Consider the following 17,096-nt stretch of genomic DNA (forward strand, 5'->3'; position numbering starts at 1 on the left):
ACGCGATTTCATCCTGAAACGGCGGAGAACTGGCACGTTACGTGCATTCACGAGGGCGAGCGGGCATTGGCCTGCATTAGCGAGGGAAGCGGAGAGACATTTTCTCATGAAGAAGATCGAAGCGATCATCAAGCCCTTCAAGCTGGACGAAGTGAAGGAAGCCCTTCAGGAAGTCGGGCTGCAAGGCATCACCGTCACGGAAGCCAAGGGCTTCGGCCGGCAGAAGGGGCATACGGAACTTTACCGTGGCGCCGAATACGTCGTGGACTTTCTGCCGAAGGTGAAGGTCGAGGTCGTGCTGGCGGATGAAAACGTGGAGGCCGTTATCGACGCGATCCGCAACGCGGCCCAGACCGGACGGATCGGAGACGGAAAGATCTTCGTTTCCAACGTCGAGGAAGTGGTGCGCATCCGTACCGGCGAAACAGGCATAGACGCCATCTAACTCTTTCCGGGACAAAAATACGGTCCGGGACAATCGTCATCTCACACCCAAGGAACACGTATATGACGACCGCAAACGATATCCTGAAGCAGATCAAGGACAACGACGTCAAATTCGTCGACCTGCGCTTCACCGATCCGAAGGGCAAGATGCAGCACGTCACGATGGACGTTACCTGCGTCGACGAGGACATGTTCGCCGACGGCGTGATGTTCGACGGCTCCTCGATCGCCGGCTGGAAAGCCATCAACGAGTCCGACATGGTGCTGATGCCCGATCCGGCCACGGTTCACATGGATCCGTTCTTCGCCCAGTCGACCATGGTGATCATGTGCGATATCCTCGATCCGATCTCCGGCGAAGCCTATAACCGCGACCCGCGCGGCACGGCAAAGAAGGCCGAGGCGTACCTGAAGGCCTCGGGCATCGGTGACACCGTCTTTGTCGGCCCGGAAGCCGAATTCTTCGTCTTCGACGACGTCAAATACAAGGCCGACCCGTACAACACGGGTTTCAAGCTCGATTCCTCCGAACTGCCGTCGAACGACGACACGGATTATGAAACCGGCAACCTCGGCCACCGTCCGCGCGTCAAGGGCGGCTACTTCCCGGTCCCGCCGATCGACAGCCTGCAGGACATGCGCTCCGAAATGCTGACCGTGCTCGGCGAGATGGGCGTCGTCGTCGAAAAGCATCACCACGAAGTGGCGGCGGCCCAGCACGAGCTCGGCATCAAATTCGACACGCTGGTGCGGAATGCGGACAAGATGCAGATCTACAAGTACGTGGTGCATCAGGTCGCCAACGCCTACGGCAAGACGGCCACCTTTATGCCGAAGCCGATCTTCGGCGACAACGGCTCGGGCATGCACGTGCACCAGTCGATCTGGAAGGATGGCAAGCCGACCTTCGCCGGTGACGAATATGCGGGCCTGTCCGAAAGCTGCCTCTACTACATCGGCGGTATCATCAAGCACGCCAAGGCGATCAACGCCTTCACCAACCCGTCGACCAACTCCTACAAGCGTCTGGTTCCGGGCTACGAAGCTCCGGTTCTGCTGGCCTATTCGGCCCGCAACCGCTCGGCTTCGTGCCGCATCCCGTTCGGCTCCAATCCGAAGGCCAAGCGCGTCGAAGTCCGATTCCCGGATCCGACGGCCAACCCCTACCTCGCCTTTGCCGCCATGCTGATGGCCGGCCTCGACGGCATCAAGAACAAGATCCATCCGGGCAAGGCCATGGACAAGGATCTCTACGATCTGCCGCCGAAGGAACTGAAGAAGATCCCGACCGTCTGCGGCTCGCTGCGCGAAGCTCTGGAGAGCCTCGACAAGGATCGGAAGTTCCTCACCGCCGGCGGCGTTTTCGACGACGACCAGATCGACTCCTTCATCGAACTCAAGATGCAGGAAGTCATGCGTTTTGAAATGACTCCGCATCCGGTCGAATACGACATGTACTACTCGGTCTAAGCAAACCGAGCTACGCAGGTTGCGTGGAGACAATCATAGCCGGCGCCAAGGTGGCGCCGGCTTTTTTGTTTCTCTTCCAGACATTTGCGACTACTTGCTAATGTTACATCTGAATTGAAGACACTGCTTCCGCCCCCGACCGTTTTTGGCTAGGTTGGCGCAGCTTCCAGCTCGATCGCCTTCCCGAAGACCAGGATATGGTAACGATGACAACTGCCCCCGATGCGCAGCCACACGCGTTTGACTGGCTGCTCTTTCTCCTCGCGCCGGTGTTCTTTTCGTCAAACCTGATTTTTGGCCGGGGCGTCAGCGGCGAGATCGCGCCGTTCACGACCGCGCTCATCCGCTGGACCGGAGCCGCGCTCATCATGTCGCCTGTCGTGTTTGCTCATCGACGGGCCGCTCTCGACTTCGTGCGCAGCCACTGGGGCATATGGCTCTGGCTCGGTGTTCTGGGGATGGGGATATGCGGTGGCTTCGTCTACTGGGCCCTGACACTGACCACGGCGTCCAATGCAACGCTCATCTACACGACATCGTCGCTCTTCATCATCCTCTTCCAGTGGCTGTTCCTGGGAAAGCCGATCGGACGCCTGCAACTGGCGGGTATGGCAATCGCCTTCACGGGCGTCGCCGTCATCGTCTTCGAGGGATCGCTTGAGAGACTGCTGGACTTCCACTTCAATGTGGGCGATCTCGGCATCCTCGTAGCGGCGATTGCTTTCGCGCTCTATTCGCTGACGCTGCGCCATCCGGCGGCGGCCGCGCTCGGACCGCTACCCCTGTTCGGGCTTCTGGCGATCTCGGGCGCGGTCGTGCTTGTGCCGCCGGCGCTATACGAGATGCTCAACAACGGTCTGATGCCGGACAGCGGGCATGACTGGCTGATGCTCGGGGGCATCATCCTCTTTGCTTCGCTTGCCGCCTTCTACTGCTTCCAGCATGCGGTTCACGTGTTTGGCCCCGCCTTCGCCGGCATCACGCTTTACCTCATGCCACCGGTTTCGATCGTCATGGCGGTGATCTTTCTAGGGGAACAGTTTCACCTGCATCACGCGGCGGGCATCGTCCTCGTGACGGGGGGACTGATCGTCGCCTCAAGGCGACCCGTAAGATAGAAGGTTCGACGACAAAACCGATCGTAAAGCCTTGATGTATGGTTGCGTCTTTCCCAAATAATGCAGGGAAAGGAAGGCAACCATGAAACAACGCAACGCAAAATTTGGCATCGGGGACGTCGTACGACACAAGGTCTTTCCGTTCCGCGGCGTCGTGTTCGACGTGGACCCGGAGTTTGCCAGCACCGAAGAATGGTGGAATTCGATCCCGGCGGAAATCCGACCGAGCAAGGATCAGCCCTTCTACCACCTTCTGGCGGAAAACGACGAGAGCGAATACGTCGCCTATGTCTCGGAGCAGAACCTTGAGCGCGATGACAGCGCCCTGCCCCTCCGGAACGCACAGATCAACAGGATCTTCGTGATGGAACAGGCTGGCCGCTACAAGCCGAAGGCAAACTTCGCCCACTGACCTTGGATAACTACCCTCAATGCAGAAAGGCCCGGCTGAAACCGGGCCTTTTTCATTGTTTTGCGGATCGGTTTACTGACCCTGCTTGGCCGCATCCTGGGCCTGCTCGAGAGCCTTGCGGCTTTCCTCGGCCTTTTTCTGCATCTGTTCCTGCAGCAGACGCTGGCGCTCTTCAGCCTGGTTCTGCGTGATCGCCTCGCCGTCGTACGCGCCAGTGAAACCGGACAGCGAAATCTTGATCGGGTTCGGCGCGCGGCGAACGTTGATGGAGGTGAAGACGACCTCGCCGCCCTTCTTCAGGCTTGCGATAATGGCGTCAGTCAACGGAATTTCAGCCGTGCAGCGATCCGGAAGGCATACGGCATAGTCGATCTTCTGGACATTGCCACCGTCGATCTGCATGCCGATACCCGGCGGGATCAGACGTGCAGACGGCACCGTCACCTGAAGAATCTTGCGGTTTACCTTGCCCTCGAGCGAGATGAGGCCGACGGCCGTGATCAGCTGGCCGTTCTGGGCGATGACCTGGTTCTGGACGACGCAGACATCGGACTCTTCCTGCTTCGAGCAGGTCTTGAACCAGCCCTGCGGCGGAGCGCCGGCAGGAGCCGCTTCCTGGGCCGTGGCGACCGGTGCAGCGCCTGCGGCGAAGGCAAAAGCGAGCGCGGACAATCCCATCCGCATCGAAGGGGTCATTTTCTCAAACATACGAAATTCGTCTCCTGAAATCCGGCGGAACAGCCTTTCGGCAATTCAAATGGTTTCGGCCGGCGTCCTCCGTGACCTGTCGTGCAAATGAGGCAAATGCATGACCCGGGCCGTTCGGCTCAACCTGTTACATCGCAGCGGCCGGAATATCCAGCTTTTCTTTCGTCCAAGGCTGGCAAGGATTCCCCCGAAAGCCTTCAAACGGGCCACATTCATGTTAGTTTACGCGGCGATTGAGTCGGATCCATGAGGAGAGGTTCCCTTGCGTCGCTTACTGGCCCTAGCTGTCCTGCTGACATTCCCCGCCATGGCCTCAGCCGAACCGGTTCACGGCATTGCCATGCACGGCGAACCGGCGCTCCCTGCCAGCTACACGCATTTTCCCTATGTCGATCCCACCGTGAAAAAGGGCGGCAAGATTTCCTATGGTGTCGTCGGCACGTTCGACAGTCTGAATTCGTTTGTCCTCAAGGGGATGCGAACCACGGCACGCGGCATCTGGGATCCGGAATACGGAAACCTTTTCTACGAGTCGCTGATGACCCGCTCGTCCGACGAGCCCTTCTCGCTCTACGGACTGCTGGCCGAAAGCGTCGAATGGGATGACGACCGCACCTTCATCCAGTTCAACCTGAACCCGAAGGCACGCTGGCATGACGGCAAGCCGGTGACGGCCGAGGACGTCATCTTCTCGTTCAACCTGCTCCAGGAAAAGGGCCGTCCTCCGTATAACCGCCGCCTGGCGGTCGTGGACAAGATGGAGAAGGTTGGCGAAAACAGCGTCCGTTTCACCTTCGACGACAAGGCCAACCGGGAAACCCCGCTGATCATCGCCATGTCGCCGATCCTGCCGCAGCACGCGATCGATCCTGCGACCTTCGACCAGACATCGCTGGAGGTTCCTGTCGGTTCGGGTCCCTACAAGATCAAAGCGATCCGGCCGGGCGAGCGGATTACATACGAGCGCGACCCAAACTACTGGGGCAAGGACATTCCGTCCAAGGTCGGATTCGACAATTACGACGAGATTTCGGTGACCTACTTCCTGCAGGATTCGACCCTGTTCGAAGCCTTCAAGAAGGGTGATGTCGACGTCTATCCGGATGGCGATTCCAACCATTGGGAACGCGCCTACGACTTTCCTGCGGTGACGAACGGAGACGTTGTGAAGGAGGAGTTCCAGCCCGGCCTGCCCTCCGGCATGCTCGGCTTCGTCTTCAATGTCCGGCGGCCGCTGTTCGCCGATGAAAAGGTGCGCGAGGCGCTGTCGCTGGCGCTGGATTTCGACTGGATCAACAAGAACCTGTACAACAACGCCTTCAATCGTACGCACAGCTTCTGGCAGAATTCGGCGCTCGGTGCCTATGGGAATGTCGCCGACGAACGAGAACTCGCCCTTCTCGGTCCCGCCAAGGATCGGATCGATCCGGCGATCCTGGCGGGGACGTATACCATGCCGGCGACGGACGGCTCCGGCACCGACCGCAAGGTACTGCGGCAGGTGGTCAGCCTCCTGACTGAGGCAGGCTACAAAATCCAGGGCGGCAAGATGGTCGATGCGGCAGGCAAGCCGCTCGCCTTCGAGGTGATGACCCAGAATGCCGGACAGGAGAAGATGGCGCTTGCCTATCAGCGGACGCTGGCGCTGATTGGCATCGACATGACGATCCGCACCGTCGACGATGCGCAGTACCAGGCGCGTTCGAACAGCTTCGACTATGACGTGATCGTCAAGGCCTATACGTCCTCGCTGTCGCCGGGGGCCGAACAGATCAACCGGTGGGGCTCGGCGTCGAAGGACGCGCAGGGCAGCTTCAACTATGCCGGGGTCGCCGATCCGGATGTCGACCGCATGATCGACGCGCTGGTCAACGCCCGCAGCATGGAGGATTTCGAGGCAGCGGTGCGGGCCTACGACCGGTTGCTGGTCGACGGGCACTACGTCGTGCCCCTCTATCATGTCGGGGAACAGTGGGTGGCCCGCTGGAAGCATATCGGTCGGCCCGAGACGACGCCGCTTTACGGTTATCAACTACCGACCTGGTTTGATACGCGCGCGCAGTGAAACGGTGCGGGGCAGTTACCGAAAGATGCCTGGTTGAAAGCCGGCGCCACAGGCCCTAAGTCGCGTCCAACTGCGCGACACTCCGCGCCAACCGGAAAGGACACCGCCATGGCCCGCATTACGATCGACATCGTCTCAGACGTCGTGTGCCCCTGGTGCTATCTCGGCAAGGCGCGGCTCGACCTCGCCATCGCCGAAGTGCAGGACGAAATCGGGATCGACGTCAACTGGCGACCCTATCGTCTCAATCCCGACTATCCGCCGGAAGGCGTGGATCATCAGACGGAGCTCGCGAAGAAGCTCGGCGGCAAGGCCAATATGGACCGGGCGCACGAGCAACTGACATCGCTCGGCCGTGAGGTCGGGATCGCATTCGACTTCGGTGCCATCAAGGTCGGTCCCAATACGCTTGACGCGCATCGGCTGATCCACTGGGCCGGACAGGAAAATCGCGATGTGCAGGCTGCCGTCGTCGCAGGCCTGTTCAAGGCCAATTTCGAAGAGGGGCGCAATGTCGGGGATCATCGGGTTCTGATCGATGTCGCCAGGGAAGCCGGCATGGACGAGGCGCTGGTCAGCCGACTGCTTGCCACCGACGCGGACAAGGACCATGTCGTTTCGGAGATCGACGCCGCGCAGCGCATGGGTGTAAGCGGCGTGCCTTTCTTCATCCTCGACCAGCAATACGCGGTGAGTGGCGCGCAGCCGGTCGAGGTCCTGGTCAGCGCTTTTCGCGAACTGGCGCGCGAGAAGCTGCAGGCTCTCAACAAACTGAATTGATTTCGGTCACAAACGATCCTAAGCATCGGCTCCCGCCCCCGCTCAGGATTCTTCCGCCTTGCGCTCCGACACCGTCTTAAAGGGCATTGTGGTCGCCTTCGTGGCCTTTGCCGCCTATTCGATCAGCGATGCCTGCGTCAAACTCATCGAAGGCGGGATAAGTCCCTACGAATCGGGTTTCTTCGGTGCCGTGTTTGGCATTTTCGCCCTGCCTTTCCTGATGAAGCGCGGCGACAGCTGGCGCGACATTTTCAGGACCACCAACCGCCCGCTCTGGATCCTGCGGTTTTTCTCGGCAGGAGCCGGCATCATCGGCAGCGTGACCGCCTTCACGCACCTGTCGATGGCCGAGGCCTTCTGCCTGATCTTCCTGCTGCCGTCGTTCGTGACAATCATGTCGGTCGTTTTCCTGAAGGAGAGCGTCGGCATCAAACGCTGGAGCGCCGTGCTGATCGGTTTTCTCGGCGTGCTGGTGGTGCTCAGGCCCGGGTTTCGCGAATTGTCGATCGGTCACGTCGGCGCCGTCTTCGGTGGCCTCAGCGGCGCCGTGTCGATCATCATCTATCGGGCGATCGGGCCGCAGGAGAAGAACATCTCGCTCTACGGCGCCGGGCTGCTGGGCGGTCTGATCATCTGCGGGCTGGCGATGCTGCCGGAATACCGTAACCCGACGGGCGAGGAGTGGCTTTATCTCGCCGGATATGGAATTCTTGGAGCGGTCGGTAACATCCTCCTGATGTACGCCTCGTTCTACGCCCCGGCCGCCATTGTCGGACCGATCCAGTACAGCCAGATGCTCTGGGCGATCGGCTTGGGCTATCTGATGTTTGGCGACAGGATCGATACGCCGATGCTTGTCGGCATCGCCCTCATCATCGGCTCGGGCCTGCTGACGCTCTCGCGCGAACGCACCCGCGGCGTACCGCTTCCCCCGCCCGTCGCCGGCAAGGGAGAAGCGGCGCTGGCAATCAAGCCGGAGACGGACGACGCCTGACACGCACGAGCGCGTGCCTGAGCTGAATGTTGTCCGAGCGATGTCGTGCCGGTCGTCCTACTTGACGGTCGCCAGTTCCGCGAGCTGAGTCATGACCATCGCCGCGCCCGCGAGGCGCTTTTCCGGCGTCGGCAGGTCGCGGGTGAGGAACACGCTCTGGTCGGGACGGATCTTCGCCATGGTGCCCTGTTTGGCGATGTAGCCGACCAGGGCCGCCGGGTTCGGGAACTCCTTGTTGCGGAACTGCACGACCACGCCCTTCGGGCCGGCGTCGAGCTTCTCCACATTGGCCTTGCGGCAGAGCGCCTTGACGTAGACAACCTTCAAAAGGCTCTGGACCTCGGGCGGAAGCGGGCCGAAGCGGTCGATCATCTCGGCGCCGAAGCCGTCGATCTCGTTGAGGTCGGTGAGCTCGCCGAGACGACGGTAGAGCGCCATGCGCAGATGGAGATCCGGGACATAATCGTCGGGTATCATAACCGAGGTGCCGACCGAGATCTGTGGCGACCAGCCCGTATCGTGGACTTCGTCGATGCCCTTCACCTCGGCGACCGCCTCCTCCAGCATCTGCTGGTAGAGTTCGAAGCCGACTTCCTTGATATGGCCGGACTGTTCCTCGCCGAGCAGGTTGCCGGCCCCGCGGATGTCGAGGTCGTGGCTGGCGAGCTGGAAGCCGGCGCCCAGCGTATCGAGCGACTGCAACACCTTCAGGCGGCGTTCGGCCGTCTGCGTCAGCATCTTGTTGACGGGCAGGGTCAAGAGCGCGAAGGCGCGAACCTTGGAGCGGCCGACGCGACCGCGCAGCTGGTAGAGCTGGGCGAGACCGAACATGTCGGCACGATGCACGATCATGGTGTTGGCAGTCGGTACGTCGAGGCCGGATTCGACGATGGTGGTCGACAGCAGCACGTCATAACGCCCGTCGTAGAAGGCATTCATGATGTCTTCGAGCTCGCTCGCCGCCATCTGTCCGTGGGCGACGGCGACCTTCAATTCCGGCACGTCGGATTGCAGGAAGGCCTGGATTTCCGGCAGATCGGCGAGGCGCGGGCAAACGTAGAAGCTCTGGCCCCCGCGATAGTGCTCGCGCATCAGCGTCTCGCGGATAACCAGCGGGTCGAAGGGCGAGATGAAGGTGCGGACCGCCATTCGGTCCACCGGCGGCGTGGTGATGAGTGAGAGTTCGCGAACACCGGTCATCGCGAGCTGAAGCGTGCGCGGGATGGGCGTCGCCGAGAGCGTCAAGACGTGGACGTCGGACTTCAGCTCCTTCAGCCGCTCCTTGTGCTTGACGCCGAAATGCTGCTCTTCGTCGATGATCAGCAGGCCGAGATTGGCGAACTGGACGCCGGTGCCGAGCAGAGCGTGCGTGCCGACGACGATGTCGGCCTTGCCTTCGGCCAGCTCCTTCTTGACGAGATTGAGCTCCTTGGTGCCGACCAGACGGGAGGCCTGCTGGATGCGAACCGGAAGGCCGCGGAACCGCTCTGAAAAGGTCTTGAAATGCTGGCGCGCGAGAAGCGTGGTCGGCACGACGACCGCCACCTGGATACCGTTCATCGCCGCGACGAAAGCGGCGCGCAGCGCCACCTCGGTCTTTCCGAAGCCGACATCGCCGCAGACGAGACGGTCCATGGGACGACCGGCACCGAGATCGCCGCGCACGGCGTCGATGGCGTTCATCTGGTCCTCGGTCTCGTCATAGGGGAAACGAGCCGCGAATTCGTCGTAGAGACCTTCCTGGGTCGTCAGTACGGGCGCCGTCCGCGTCATGCGCTCTGCTGCCACCCGGATCAGGGCGCCCGCCATGTCGAGCAGCCGCTTCTTGAGCTTGGCCTTGCGCATCTGCCAGGCGCCGCCGCCGAGCTTGTCGAGCTGGGCATCGGAGCCATCCGATCCGTAGCGGGAGAGCAGGTCGATGTTCTCGACCGGCAGGAACAGCTTTGCGTCGTCGGCGTAACGCAGTTCAAGGCAGGCGTGCGGCGCGCCTGCCGCCTCAATCGTCTGTAGCCCGACGAAACGCCCGATACCGTGTTCGGCGTGGACGACGATGGAGCCCTCTTCCAGCGCGGTGACTTCCGAGATGAAATCCGCGGCGCGTTTGCGGCGCTTGGACCGGCGCACCATGCGGTCGCCCAGGATATCCTGCTCGCCGATGACGAGAATGCCGTCGGCCTCGAAGCCTGCTTCCAGCGACAGAACGGCCGTTGCCGCCTCGCCCTTCTTCAGGGTGTCGACGTCCTTCAAGGCTGTGACGGGTTTCAGCTTTTCCAGGCCGTGCTCGTTGAGGACCTGTAACAGGCGGTCGAGCGAGCCTTCCGACCAGCCGGAGATCAGCACCTTCGTGCCGCTCGCGCGCTTGTCGGCGATGAACTTCACCGCCTGCTCGAAGACGTTGACGCGTGCGCCGTCATTTTCCTCAAGCGCGGTCTTGGCCCAGCGCGGGCTGTGGCGAGCGGCGAGTTCGACGACGCGGCGGCCAGCGCCGTCGTGCTCCACGAAGGGTGTCAGTCGCACCGGATTGACGCTGTCGAGAAGTCGGCCGAACTGGCCCGAGCCGAGATAGAGGTGCTCTGGAGGGACAGGCTTGTAAGGCGCGCCCTGCCCAAGATGGCCCTTGCCGCCCTCGCCCGCCGACAGCCGCGCCTCGTAATAGTCGCGGATAAGCTTGGCACGTTCCTCCGCCGCCTCGCGCACCGTATGGTCGGTGACGAAGGTAAAGCCGTCGAGGTAATCGAAAGCAGTCTGCATGCCGTCGTAGAAAAGCGGCAACCAGTGTTCCATGCCGGCGTAGCGGCGACCTTCGGATACAGCGGCATAGAGCGCGTCGTCGCGGGTAGCAGCGCCGAAGAGCGAGAGATAATTCTTCCGGAAACGGGCGATGGTCTCGGGCGTCAGCGTCACCTCGCTCATGGGATTGAGATCAAGGGAGCGGACCTGTCCGGTGGTGCGCTGCGAGGCGGGATCGAAGGAGCGGATGCTTTCAAGCGTATCGCCGAAGAAATCGAGCCGCACCGGCTCCTCCGAGCCGGGAACGAACACGTCGAGGATGCCGCCGCGGACGGCGTACTCGCCGACCTCGCGGACGGTCGCGACGCGCTCGAAACCGTTACGCTCAAGGCGGGCGGCGATATCGTCCATGCGGACCTGGTTGCCCGGTCTTGCGGAAAACGACAGACTTTCGATAACGTCAGCCGGCGCCAGCTTCTGGAGCATGGCGTTGACCGTCACCAGGACGATGGCCGGATGCGGCTTCTTCGCCCGCGCGATCAGGCCGCCAAGTGCCGCAAGGCGCCGCGCCGACACGTCATGGCTGGGCGACACGCGGTCATAGGGCAAGCAGTCCCAGGCCGGCAGAGTCAGAACCGGTATCTCCGGCGCCGCGAAGCCCAACAGCTGCTCGACGTCGGCAAGCCGCTGGCCGTCCGACACGATGTAGGCGATCGAACGGCCCTCGCGGGCGAGTTCGGCAAGCAGAAAGGCATCCATGCCCTGCTGGACATTGGACAGCGTCAGCGGAACGCCAACGTCCGAGACGACCTTGGTATCAAGAAAGCGGATCATGTCAGCGGCCATCCCGCTCCATGGTGACAGGCGAGAAGTCCGGCCGGACGGCGGCGATGCGCTCGAACATCGGCGTCCTCAGGTGCGCGGGCACTGGCTCTGCGCCGTTGATCCACTTGATGAGGTCGTTGTCTTCCTCGCTCATAATACGCTCGAGTTCGTCCAATTCGGCATCGTCGAGGCGACCAATCTCGGCTTCGGCGAACTGGCCGAGGATCAGGTCCATCTCGCGGATGCCGCGGTGCCAACAGCGGAAAAGGATGCGCCGCCGGCGGGGGTCGAGATCGGCACTGCTCAGCGTCAGCCCTGTCATGTCATTCACCTTCCTGTTGATGCGCCTCTATAGCGCCCTGCCCGCCCCTTGTCAGCCTTGCATCGGGCGCATTTCTCGTCGCATCCTGCCGGCACCATGAGACCCACGCTGCTCGATCCCCTGTTTGCTCCCATATCCTCGCTCTCCGGCGTCGGGCCGAAGGTTGCGAGCCTGCTTGCGACTCTGCTCGGCAAGGAGGATGCCGACGATGCGCGGGTCGTCGACCTCCTGTTTCTCGCCCCGTTCCGGCTGATCGACCGGCGCAACCAGCCGGGAATTGCGCTCGCCCCCCAGGGTGCGATCGTGACGATCACGGGACGTGTCGACCGGCACCAGCCGCCGCCGCGCGGCAAGCCGAACCTGCCCTACCGGGTGTTCATCCACGACGCCACCGGGGAACTGGCGCTCACCTTCTTCAAGGTCAAGGGCAACTGGCTGGAAAGGGCGCTGCCGGTCGACGAGGATATCATCGTCTCCGGCAAGGTCGACTGGTTCAACGGCCGGCCATCGATGGTGCATCCGGACCTGATGGTGAAGGCGAGCGAAGCGGGAGAGATGCCGCTGACGGAGCCCGTCTATCCGCTGACGGCCGGGCTTTCGCCAAAGGTGCTGCGCAAAGCCATCGAGCATGCACTCGAACGGCTGCCGGCTCTGCCGGAATGGGCCGACGCGACGCTTGCCTTGCAACAGAGCTTTCCGCCACCGACGGCGGCGCTCATGGGGCTGCATCATCCGCGTAACGAGATCGACATCGATCCGCAGGCTCCGGCGCGCCGCCGGCTGGGCTATGATGAATTCCTGGCTGGCCAGGTATCGCTGGCGCTGGTGCGTCAGAAGCTGCGGCGGGTCGCCGGGACGCCGGTAAAGGCGACCGGACAGATGAGCGGAGCGATCCGAACCGCGCTGCCTTTCTCACCCACCAACAGCCAGGAAGCGGCCGTGCGCGACATCCTCGCGGACATGGCCGGCGACCAGCGTATGCTGCGGCTGCTGCAAGGCGATGTCGGCGCCGGCAAAACCCTGGTGGCACTGCTCGCGATGGCGGCGGCCGTCGAGAGCGGCGGCCAGGCCGTACTGATGGCGCCGACCGAAATTCTCGCGCGCCAACACCACGCGACGATATCGAAGCTGGCCGCAGCCGCTGGCATCCGCATAGAGGTGCTGACGGGTCGTACCAAGGGCAAGGAACGCGACGCGATCACCGAACGCATCGCCACCGGCGAGGCGCAGATCATCATCGGCACGCATGCGCTGTTCCAGGACAGCGTCAGCTACAAGAACCTGCTGCTTGCCGTCGTCGACGAACAGCACCGGTTCGGCGTGCACCAGCGGCTGCGGCTGACCGCGAAGGGAATCTCGCCGCATATGCTGGTCATGACTGCCACCCCGATCCCTCGCACGCTGGTACTCGCGGCCTTCGGCGACATGGACGTCTCGAAGCTGACCGAGAAGCCGGCGGGCAGAAAACCGATCCAGACGGTGACGGTGCCGATGGAGCGTGTCGGCGATATCGTCGACCGGCTGCAGTCGGCGATCGCAGAAGGCAAAAAGGCATACTGGATTTGCCCGCTGGTCGAGGAATCAGAGGTTTCCGACCTGATGTCGGCGGAGGAGCGACATGCGACGCTGGTCGCCGCACTCGGTCCGGATATCGGTCTTGTGCACGGCCGGATGAGCGGGCCGGAAAAGGATGCCGCGATGATGGCGTTCAAGACCGGCGAGACGCGGCTGCTGGTGGCGACGACCGTGGTCGAGGTGGGCGTCGACGTGCCTGATGCTTCCATTATGGTGATCGAGCACGCCGAACGCTTCGGGCTCGCGCAACTGCACCAGTTGCGCGGCCGCGTCGGGCGCGGCGACGAAGCCTCGAGCTGCATACTGCTTTACAAGGGGCCGCTCTCGGAAAACGGCCGGGCGCGACTCAATATCCTCCGTGAAAGCGAGGATGGCTTCCTGATCGCCGAGGAAGATCTTCGCCTGCGCGGCGAAGGCGAGCTTCTCGGCACCCGCCAATCCGGCACGCCGGGTTTCCGGATCGCCAGTCTTGAGGCTCATGCGGACCTGCTGGAGATCGCGCGCAAGGACGCGGCCTATCTCCTGGAAAAGGATCCGGACCTGACGAGCGAGCGAGGCCAGGCTGTGCGCACGCTGCTCTATCTGCACCGCCGCGACGAGGCTATCCGGTTTTTGCGGGCCGGGTGACCAGGTCGACCGCCGTCTCGGTCGCCGCGCCCTTGTATTCTGGGGTAACGAGGCCGGCGGAAATCAACAGCTTGATTCCCTCCTCCGGCGACATGTCGAGCAGTTTCAGCTTGCTGCGCGGCACGAACATCAGGAAACCGGCTGTCGGGACCGGAGTGGGCGCGAGAAAGACGGCGACCATCTCCTCGCCATCCTCGTTGAGCTTGGCGGCTATCTCGCCTTTCGCGTCAGTCGAGACGAAGACCAGGGCCCATGTCCCGGGATTGGGAAACTCGATCAGGCCGACCTTCTTGAAGGAGTTCGACTGCTCTTTCAGCACCGTCTCGAAGATTTGCTTGGTGCTCTTGTAGACCGTGCGGACCAGCGGCATGCGATTGAGGATGGATTCACTGTAGCGAACGATCGAGCGACCGATGAGATTGCGGCCGAGAAATCCGACCAGCGTGATGACAACGATCGCGATCAGCAGGCCGAATCCGGGGATCGCGAACTTGAGGTAGGACTCGGGGTTGTAGCGATCGGGGATGTAAGGTTTTACCCAACTGTCGGCCCAATGGATGAAGGTCCATGTCAGATAGATGGTGATCGCCATCGGCGCGCAGATAATCACGCCTGTCAGGAAATTGTTGCGCAGGCGCGTCGCTACGGAAATCCGCTCAGGATGGATGTCGCTCATCGCCCTCGCCGCTATGCTGCATCGCCGAAGAAACCCGGATGGAAGCCGACAATGCCGGAGGGAGCCTCGTCATTCAAGGGCAGAGCGAGCAAATACTGTGATGGTACGGCGTCGCAGGACAAACCTTCGACGCCGCGAAAACCGAAGCGGCCATAGTAGGCAGGATCGCCCGCGAGGATGCAGCCGGCCGCACCGAGTTCTTGCAACCTTGCGAAGCCCTTCGCGATCAGCATCGATCCAATTCCCGATCTCTGCCGGACTGGGTCGACCGAAATCGGACCGAGCGCATACCAGTTTGTCTGTCCGCTCGAAAGCATGACGGGTGAAAAAGCGACGTGGCCGACGATCACGCCATCGTCCTCCGCCACAAGTGAGACCGTCAACGCCCCGGCTCTGCGCAACCGCTCCACAATCAGCGACTCGGTCTGGTCGCTATAGGGCATGTCTGCGAAGGCGCGGGCCGTGAGCGCGCCGATCTGCGCCTCGTCACCTACGCGCTCCGGCCGGACGATCATTCGACGGTGACCGATTTCGCGAGGTTACGCGGCTGATCGACGTCGGTGCCCATGAAGACGGCTGTGTGATAGGCGAGCAACTGGATCGGCAGCGAGAACACCATAGGGGCGATGATTTCCGCCACGTTCGGCAGAACGATCGTCGCCATGGTCTCAAGCTTGGACGCGGCCGCCCCCTTCTCATCGGTAATGAAGATGATCCGTCCGCCGCGGGCCGCGACCTCCTGCATGTTGGAGACCGTCTTCTCGAAGAAGCGGTCGTGCGGCGCGATAACGATGACAGGCATTGTTTCGTCGATGAGGGCGATCGGACCGTGCTTCAACTCGCCGGCGGCATAGCCCTCTGCATGGATGTAGGAAATCTCCTTGAGCTTCAGCGCGCCTTCCATCGCCAGCGGGTAGCTGGTGCCACGGCCGAGATAGAGCACGTGCTTGAATTTCGACAACTCACGCGACAGATGCTCGATCGGTTCCTGGATCTGGTTCACCACCTTGCTCATGATGCGCGGCATCTCGATCAGGTGACGCACCATCTGCTTCTCATCCTCGGCGCTCAGCGTGCCGCGCGCACGACCGGCACCGATCGCGAGCGAGGCGAGAACGGCGAGCTGACAGGTGAAGGCCTTGGTCGAGGCTACGCCGATTTCCGGACCAGCCAGGATCGGGAAAACCGCATCGGCCTCGCGGGCGATGGTCGATTCCTTGACGTTCACCACGGCGCCGATCTTCAGGCCCTCGTCCTTGCAGTAGCGTAGCGATGCCAGCGTGTCGGCGGTTTCACCGGATTGGGATATGAACAGCGCCGCCTGGTCCTTCGACAACGGCATTTCGCGGTAGCGGAATTCGGAGGCGACATCGATCTCGACGGGAAGGCGTGCGTAGCGTTCGAACCAGTATTTCCCGACCAGTCCCGAGAGATAGGCCGTGCCGCAGGCGGAGATGGCGAGACCGCGCAGCGCCGCGAAATCGATCGCCGTTTCGTTCGGACGAACGCCGTGGCTGGCGAAATCGACATAGTGGGACAGCGCGTGGGAGATCACCTCCGGCTGTTCGTAGATTTCCTTCTCCATGAAGTGTCGGTGATTGCCCTTGTCGACAATGTAGGCGGTCGCCTGCGAAATCTGGTGCGGGCGTTCAACAGGATTGCCGCGATAGTCGATGATCTCGGCCCCGGTCCGGTGGACGATGGCGCAATCGCCGTCCTCGAGATAGACGATGTCGTTGGTGAAAGGTGCGAGCGCGATGGCATCCGATCCGAGGAACATCTCGTCCCTACCGAAACCGACGGCGAGCGGCGGACCGCAGCGGGCGGCCATGATCGTATCCGGGTCCTCGGCGAACATGACGACGAGCGCATAAGCGCCGGTCACATCGTTCAGCATCGCGAGCATGGCGGCGCGGTTGTCGAGACCCTCGCGGCGGTACTTGGCGAGCAAATGGGCCACGACTTCGGTATCGGTCTGTGTCGTGAAGGTCGCGCCACCTTCGGCCATTGAATCTTTCAGTTCGGAAAAATTCTCGATGATGCCATTATGGACGACCGCTATTCCATCGACGAAATGCGGATGGGCGTTCGTCTCATTCGGGACGCCGTGCGTCGCCCAACGTGTATGAGCAATGCCGATCGTGCCGGCCAGCGGTTCTTCCGAGAGCTTCTTTTCGAGGTTGAAAAGCTTACCCTCGGCGCGACGGCGATCCATCGCGCCGTCATGGATCGTGGCGACGCCGGCGGAATCATATCCGCGATATTCGAGCCGCTTGAGGGCGTCGACCAGACGTTCCGCGACAGGCTGGTTACCGACGATCCCGACAATACCGCACATAGAATTCTC

General features: G+C 62.0%; 14 protein-coding genes. 8 read left to right on the plus strand and 6 right to left on the minus strand.

Going from position 1 to position 17,096, the window contains the following annotated elements:
* Nucleotides 1–106: 106 nt before the first annotated feature.
* The 4 genes from J5J10_RS07735 (at nucleotide 107) to hspQ (ending at nucleotide 3,447) form a co-directional block, all read left to right on the plus strand.
* Nucleotides 107–445, plus strand: a complete 339-nt coding sequence (locus tag J5J10_RS07735; RefSeq protein ID WP_006727717.1) for a P-II family nitrogen regulator — start codon at nucleotides 107–109, stop codon at nucleotides 443–445.
* A 62-nt stretch (nucleotides 446–507) separates the two neighbouring features.
* A complete protein-coding gene (gene glnA / locus J5J10_RS07740; protein ID WP_211929458.1) occupies nucleotides 508–1,917 on the plus strand; it encodes a type I glutamate--ammonia ligase in 1,410 nt (469 codons plus the stop codon).
* A gap of 206 nt (nucleotides 1,918–2,123) precedes the next feature.
* Nucleotides 2,124–3,035, plus strand: coding sequence for a DMT family transporter (locus tag J5J10_RS07745; RefSeq protein ID WP_211929459.1), 912 nt, complete (start codon nucleotides 2,124–2,126; stop codon nucleotides 3,033–3,035).
* Nucleotides 3,036–3,117: 82 nt separating this feature from the next.
* On the plus strand, nucleotides 3,118–3,447 hold the full coding sequence (hspQ, locus tag J5J10_RS07750) for a heat shock protein HspQ (RefSeq protein ID WP_208550319.1): 330 nt from the start codon (nucleotides 3,118–3,120) through the stop codon (nucleotides 3,445–3,447).
* Nucleotides 3,448–3,519: 72 nt separating this feature from the next.
* Here the strand turns inward: hspQ and J5J10_RS07755 are convergent, their stop codons facing one another.
* Entirely contained in the window at nucleotides 3,520–4,155 is a 636-nt protein-coding gene (locus J5J10_RS07755; protein WP_211929460.1) for an invasion associated locus B family protein, read from the minus strand.
* A 307-nt stretch (nucleotides 4,156–4,462) separates the two neighbouring features.
* Here J5J10_RS07755 and J5J10_RS07760 point away from each other — a divergent pair, with 307 nt between their 5' ends.
* The 3 genes from J5J10_RS07760 to J5J10_RS07770 all read left to right on the plus strand — a co-directional run bounded on the left by J5J10_RS07760 (nucleotide 4,463) and on the right by J5J10_RS07770 (nucleotide 7,994).
* The gene (locus J5J10_RS07760) at nucleotides 4,463–6,220 is read left to right on the plus strand and encodes an extracellular solute-binding protein (protein WP_211931175.1); all 1,758 of its coding nucleotides are present in this window, start codon (nucleotides 4,463–4,465) and stop codon (nucleotides 6,218–6,220) included.
* A 108-nt stretch (nucleotides 6,221–6,328) separates the two neighbouring features.
* The gene (locus tag J5J10_RS07765; protein ID WP_211929461.1) at nucleotides 6,329–7,000 is read left to right on the plus strand and encodes a DsbA family oxidoreductase; all 672 of its coding nucleotides are present in this window, start codon (nucleotides 6,329–6,331) and stop codon (nucleotides 6,998–7,000) included.
* Between the two features lie 58 nt (nucleotides 7,001–7,058).
* The gene (locus J5J10_RS07770) at nucleotides 7,059–7,994 is read left to right on the plus strand and encodes a DMT family transporter (RefSeq protein WP_211929462.1); all 936 of its coding nucleotides are present in this window, start codon (nucleotides 7,059–7,061) and stop codon (nucleotides 7,992–7,994) included.
* Nucleotides 7,995–8,051: 57 nt separating this feature from the next.
* On the opposite strand, the gene mfd is transcribed toward J5J10_RS07770, so the two are convergent.
* Nucleotides 8,052–11,558, minus strand: coding sequence for a transcription-repair coupling factor (gene mfd, locus J5J10_RS07775; RefSeq protein WP_211929463.1), 3,507 nt, complete (start codon nucleotides 11,556–11,558; stop codon nucleotides 8,052–8,054).
* A gap of 1 nt (nucleotide 11,559) precedes the next feature.
* Nucleotides 11,560–11,871, minus strand: a complete 312-nt coding sequence (locus J5J10_RS07780; protein WP_211929464.1) for a succinate dehydrogenase assembly factor 2 — start codon at nucleotides 11,869–11,871, stop codon at nucleotides 11,560–11,562.
* 96 nt (nucleotides 11,872–11,967) lie between these two features.
* On the opposite strand from J5J10_RS07780, the gene recG reads away from it, so the two are divergent.
* Nucleotides 11,968–14,073 (plus strand): ATP-dependent DNA helicase RecG, encoded by a 2,106-nt coding sequence (gene recG / locus J5J10_RS07785; protein ID WP_211929465.1) that lies wholly within the window; start codon nucleotides 11,968–11,970, stop codon nucleotides 14,071–14,073.
* Here the strand turns inward: recG and J5J10_RS07790 are convergent.
* Genes J5J10_RS07790 through glmS form a run of 3 tightly spaced genes read right to left on the minus strand, consistent with a single transcriptional unit; the run spans nucleotide 14,048 to nucleotide 17,087 of the window.
* Nucleotides 14,048–14,749 (minus strand): DUF502 domain-containing protein, encoded by a 702-nt coding sequence (locus J5J10_RS07790; RefSeq protein WP_208550300.1) that lies wholly within the window; start codon nucleotides 14,747–14,749, stop codon nucleotides 14,048–14,050. The two genes, recG and J5J10_RS07790, sit on opposite strands and share 26 nt — an antisense overlap.
* Nucleotides 14,750–14,760: 11 nt before the next feature.
* Entirely contained in the window at nucleotides 14,761–15,264 is a 504-nt protein-coding gene (locus J5J10_RS07795; protein WP_208550296.1) for an N-acetyltransferase, read from the minus strand.
* Nucleotides 15,261–17,087 carry a glutamine--fructose-6-phosphate transaminase (isomerizing) gene (gene glmS / locus J5J10_RS07800; protein ID WP_211929466.1) on the minus strand — a complete coding sequence of 609 codons (1,827 nt, stop codon included), beginning with the start codon at nucleotides 17,085–17,087 and terminating at the stop codon, nucleotides 15,261–15,263. The genes J5J10_RS07795 and glmS overlap by 4 nt, the downstream gene beginning before the upstream one ends.
* Nucleotides 17,088–17,096 lie beyond the last annotated feature (9 nt).

The sequence above is a fragment of the Ciceribacter sp. L1K23 genome, from assembly GCF_018122705.1.
GTDB lineage: Bacteria > Pseudomonadota > Alphaproteobacteria > Rhizobiales > Rhizobiaceae > Allorhizobium.

Coding starts and splice junctions, on each gene's coding strand:
- J5J10_RS07735 (WP_006727717.1), top strand. CDS start 107: ATGAAGAAGATCGAAGCGATCATCAAGCCCTTCAAGCTGGACGAAGTG.
- glnA (WP_211929458.1), top strand. CDS start 508: ATGACGACCGCAAACGATATCCTGAAGCAGATCAAGGACAACGACGTC.
- J5J10_RS07745 (WP_211929459.1), top strand. CDS start 2,124: ATGACAACTGCCCCCGATGCGCAGCCACACGCGTTTGACTGGCTGCTC.
- hspQ (WP_208550319.1), top strand. CDS start 3,118: ATGAAACAACGCAACGCAAAATTTGGCATCGGGGACGTCGTACGACAC.
- J5J10_RS07755 (WP_211929460.1), bottom strand. CDS start 4,155: ATGTTTGAGAAAATGACCCCTTCGATGCGGATGGGATTGTCCGCGCTC.
- J5J10_RS07760 (WP_211931175.1), top strand. CDS start 4,463: ATGGCCTCAGCCGAACCGGTTCACGGCATTGCCATGCACGGCGAACCG.
- J5J10_RS07765 (WP_211929461.1), top strand. CDS start 6,329: ATGGCCCGCATTACGATCGACATCGTCTCAGACGTCGTGTGCCCCTGG.
- mfd (WP_211929463.1), bottom strand. CDS start 11,558: ATGATCCGCTTTCTTGATACCAAGGTCGTCTCGGACGTTGGCGTTCCG.
- J5J10_RS07780 (WP_211929464.1), bottom strand. CDS start 11,871: ATGACAGGGCTGACGCTGAGCAGTGCCGATCTCGACCCCCGCCGGCGG.
- recG (WP_211929465.1), top strand. CDS start 11,968: ATGAGACCCACGCTGCTCGATCCCCTGTTTGCTCCCATATCCTCGCTC.
- J5J10_RS07790 (WP_208550300.1), bottom strand. CDS start 14,749: ATGAGCGACATCCATCCTGAGCGGATTTCCGTAGCGACGCGCCTGCGC.
- J5J10_RS07795 (WP_208550296.1), bottom strand. CDS start 15,264: ATGATCGTCCGGCCGGAGCGCGTAGGTGACGAGGCGCAGATCGGCGCG.
- glmS (WP_211929466.1), bottom strand. CDS start 17,087: ATGTGCGGTATTGTCGGGATCGTCGGTAACCAGCCTGTCGCGGAACGT.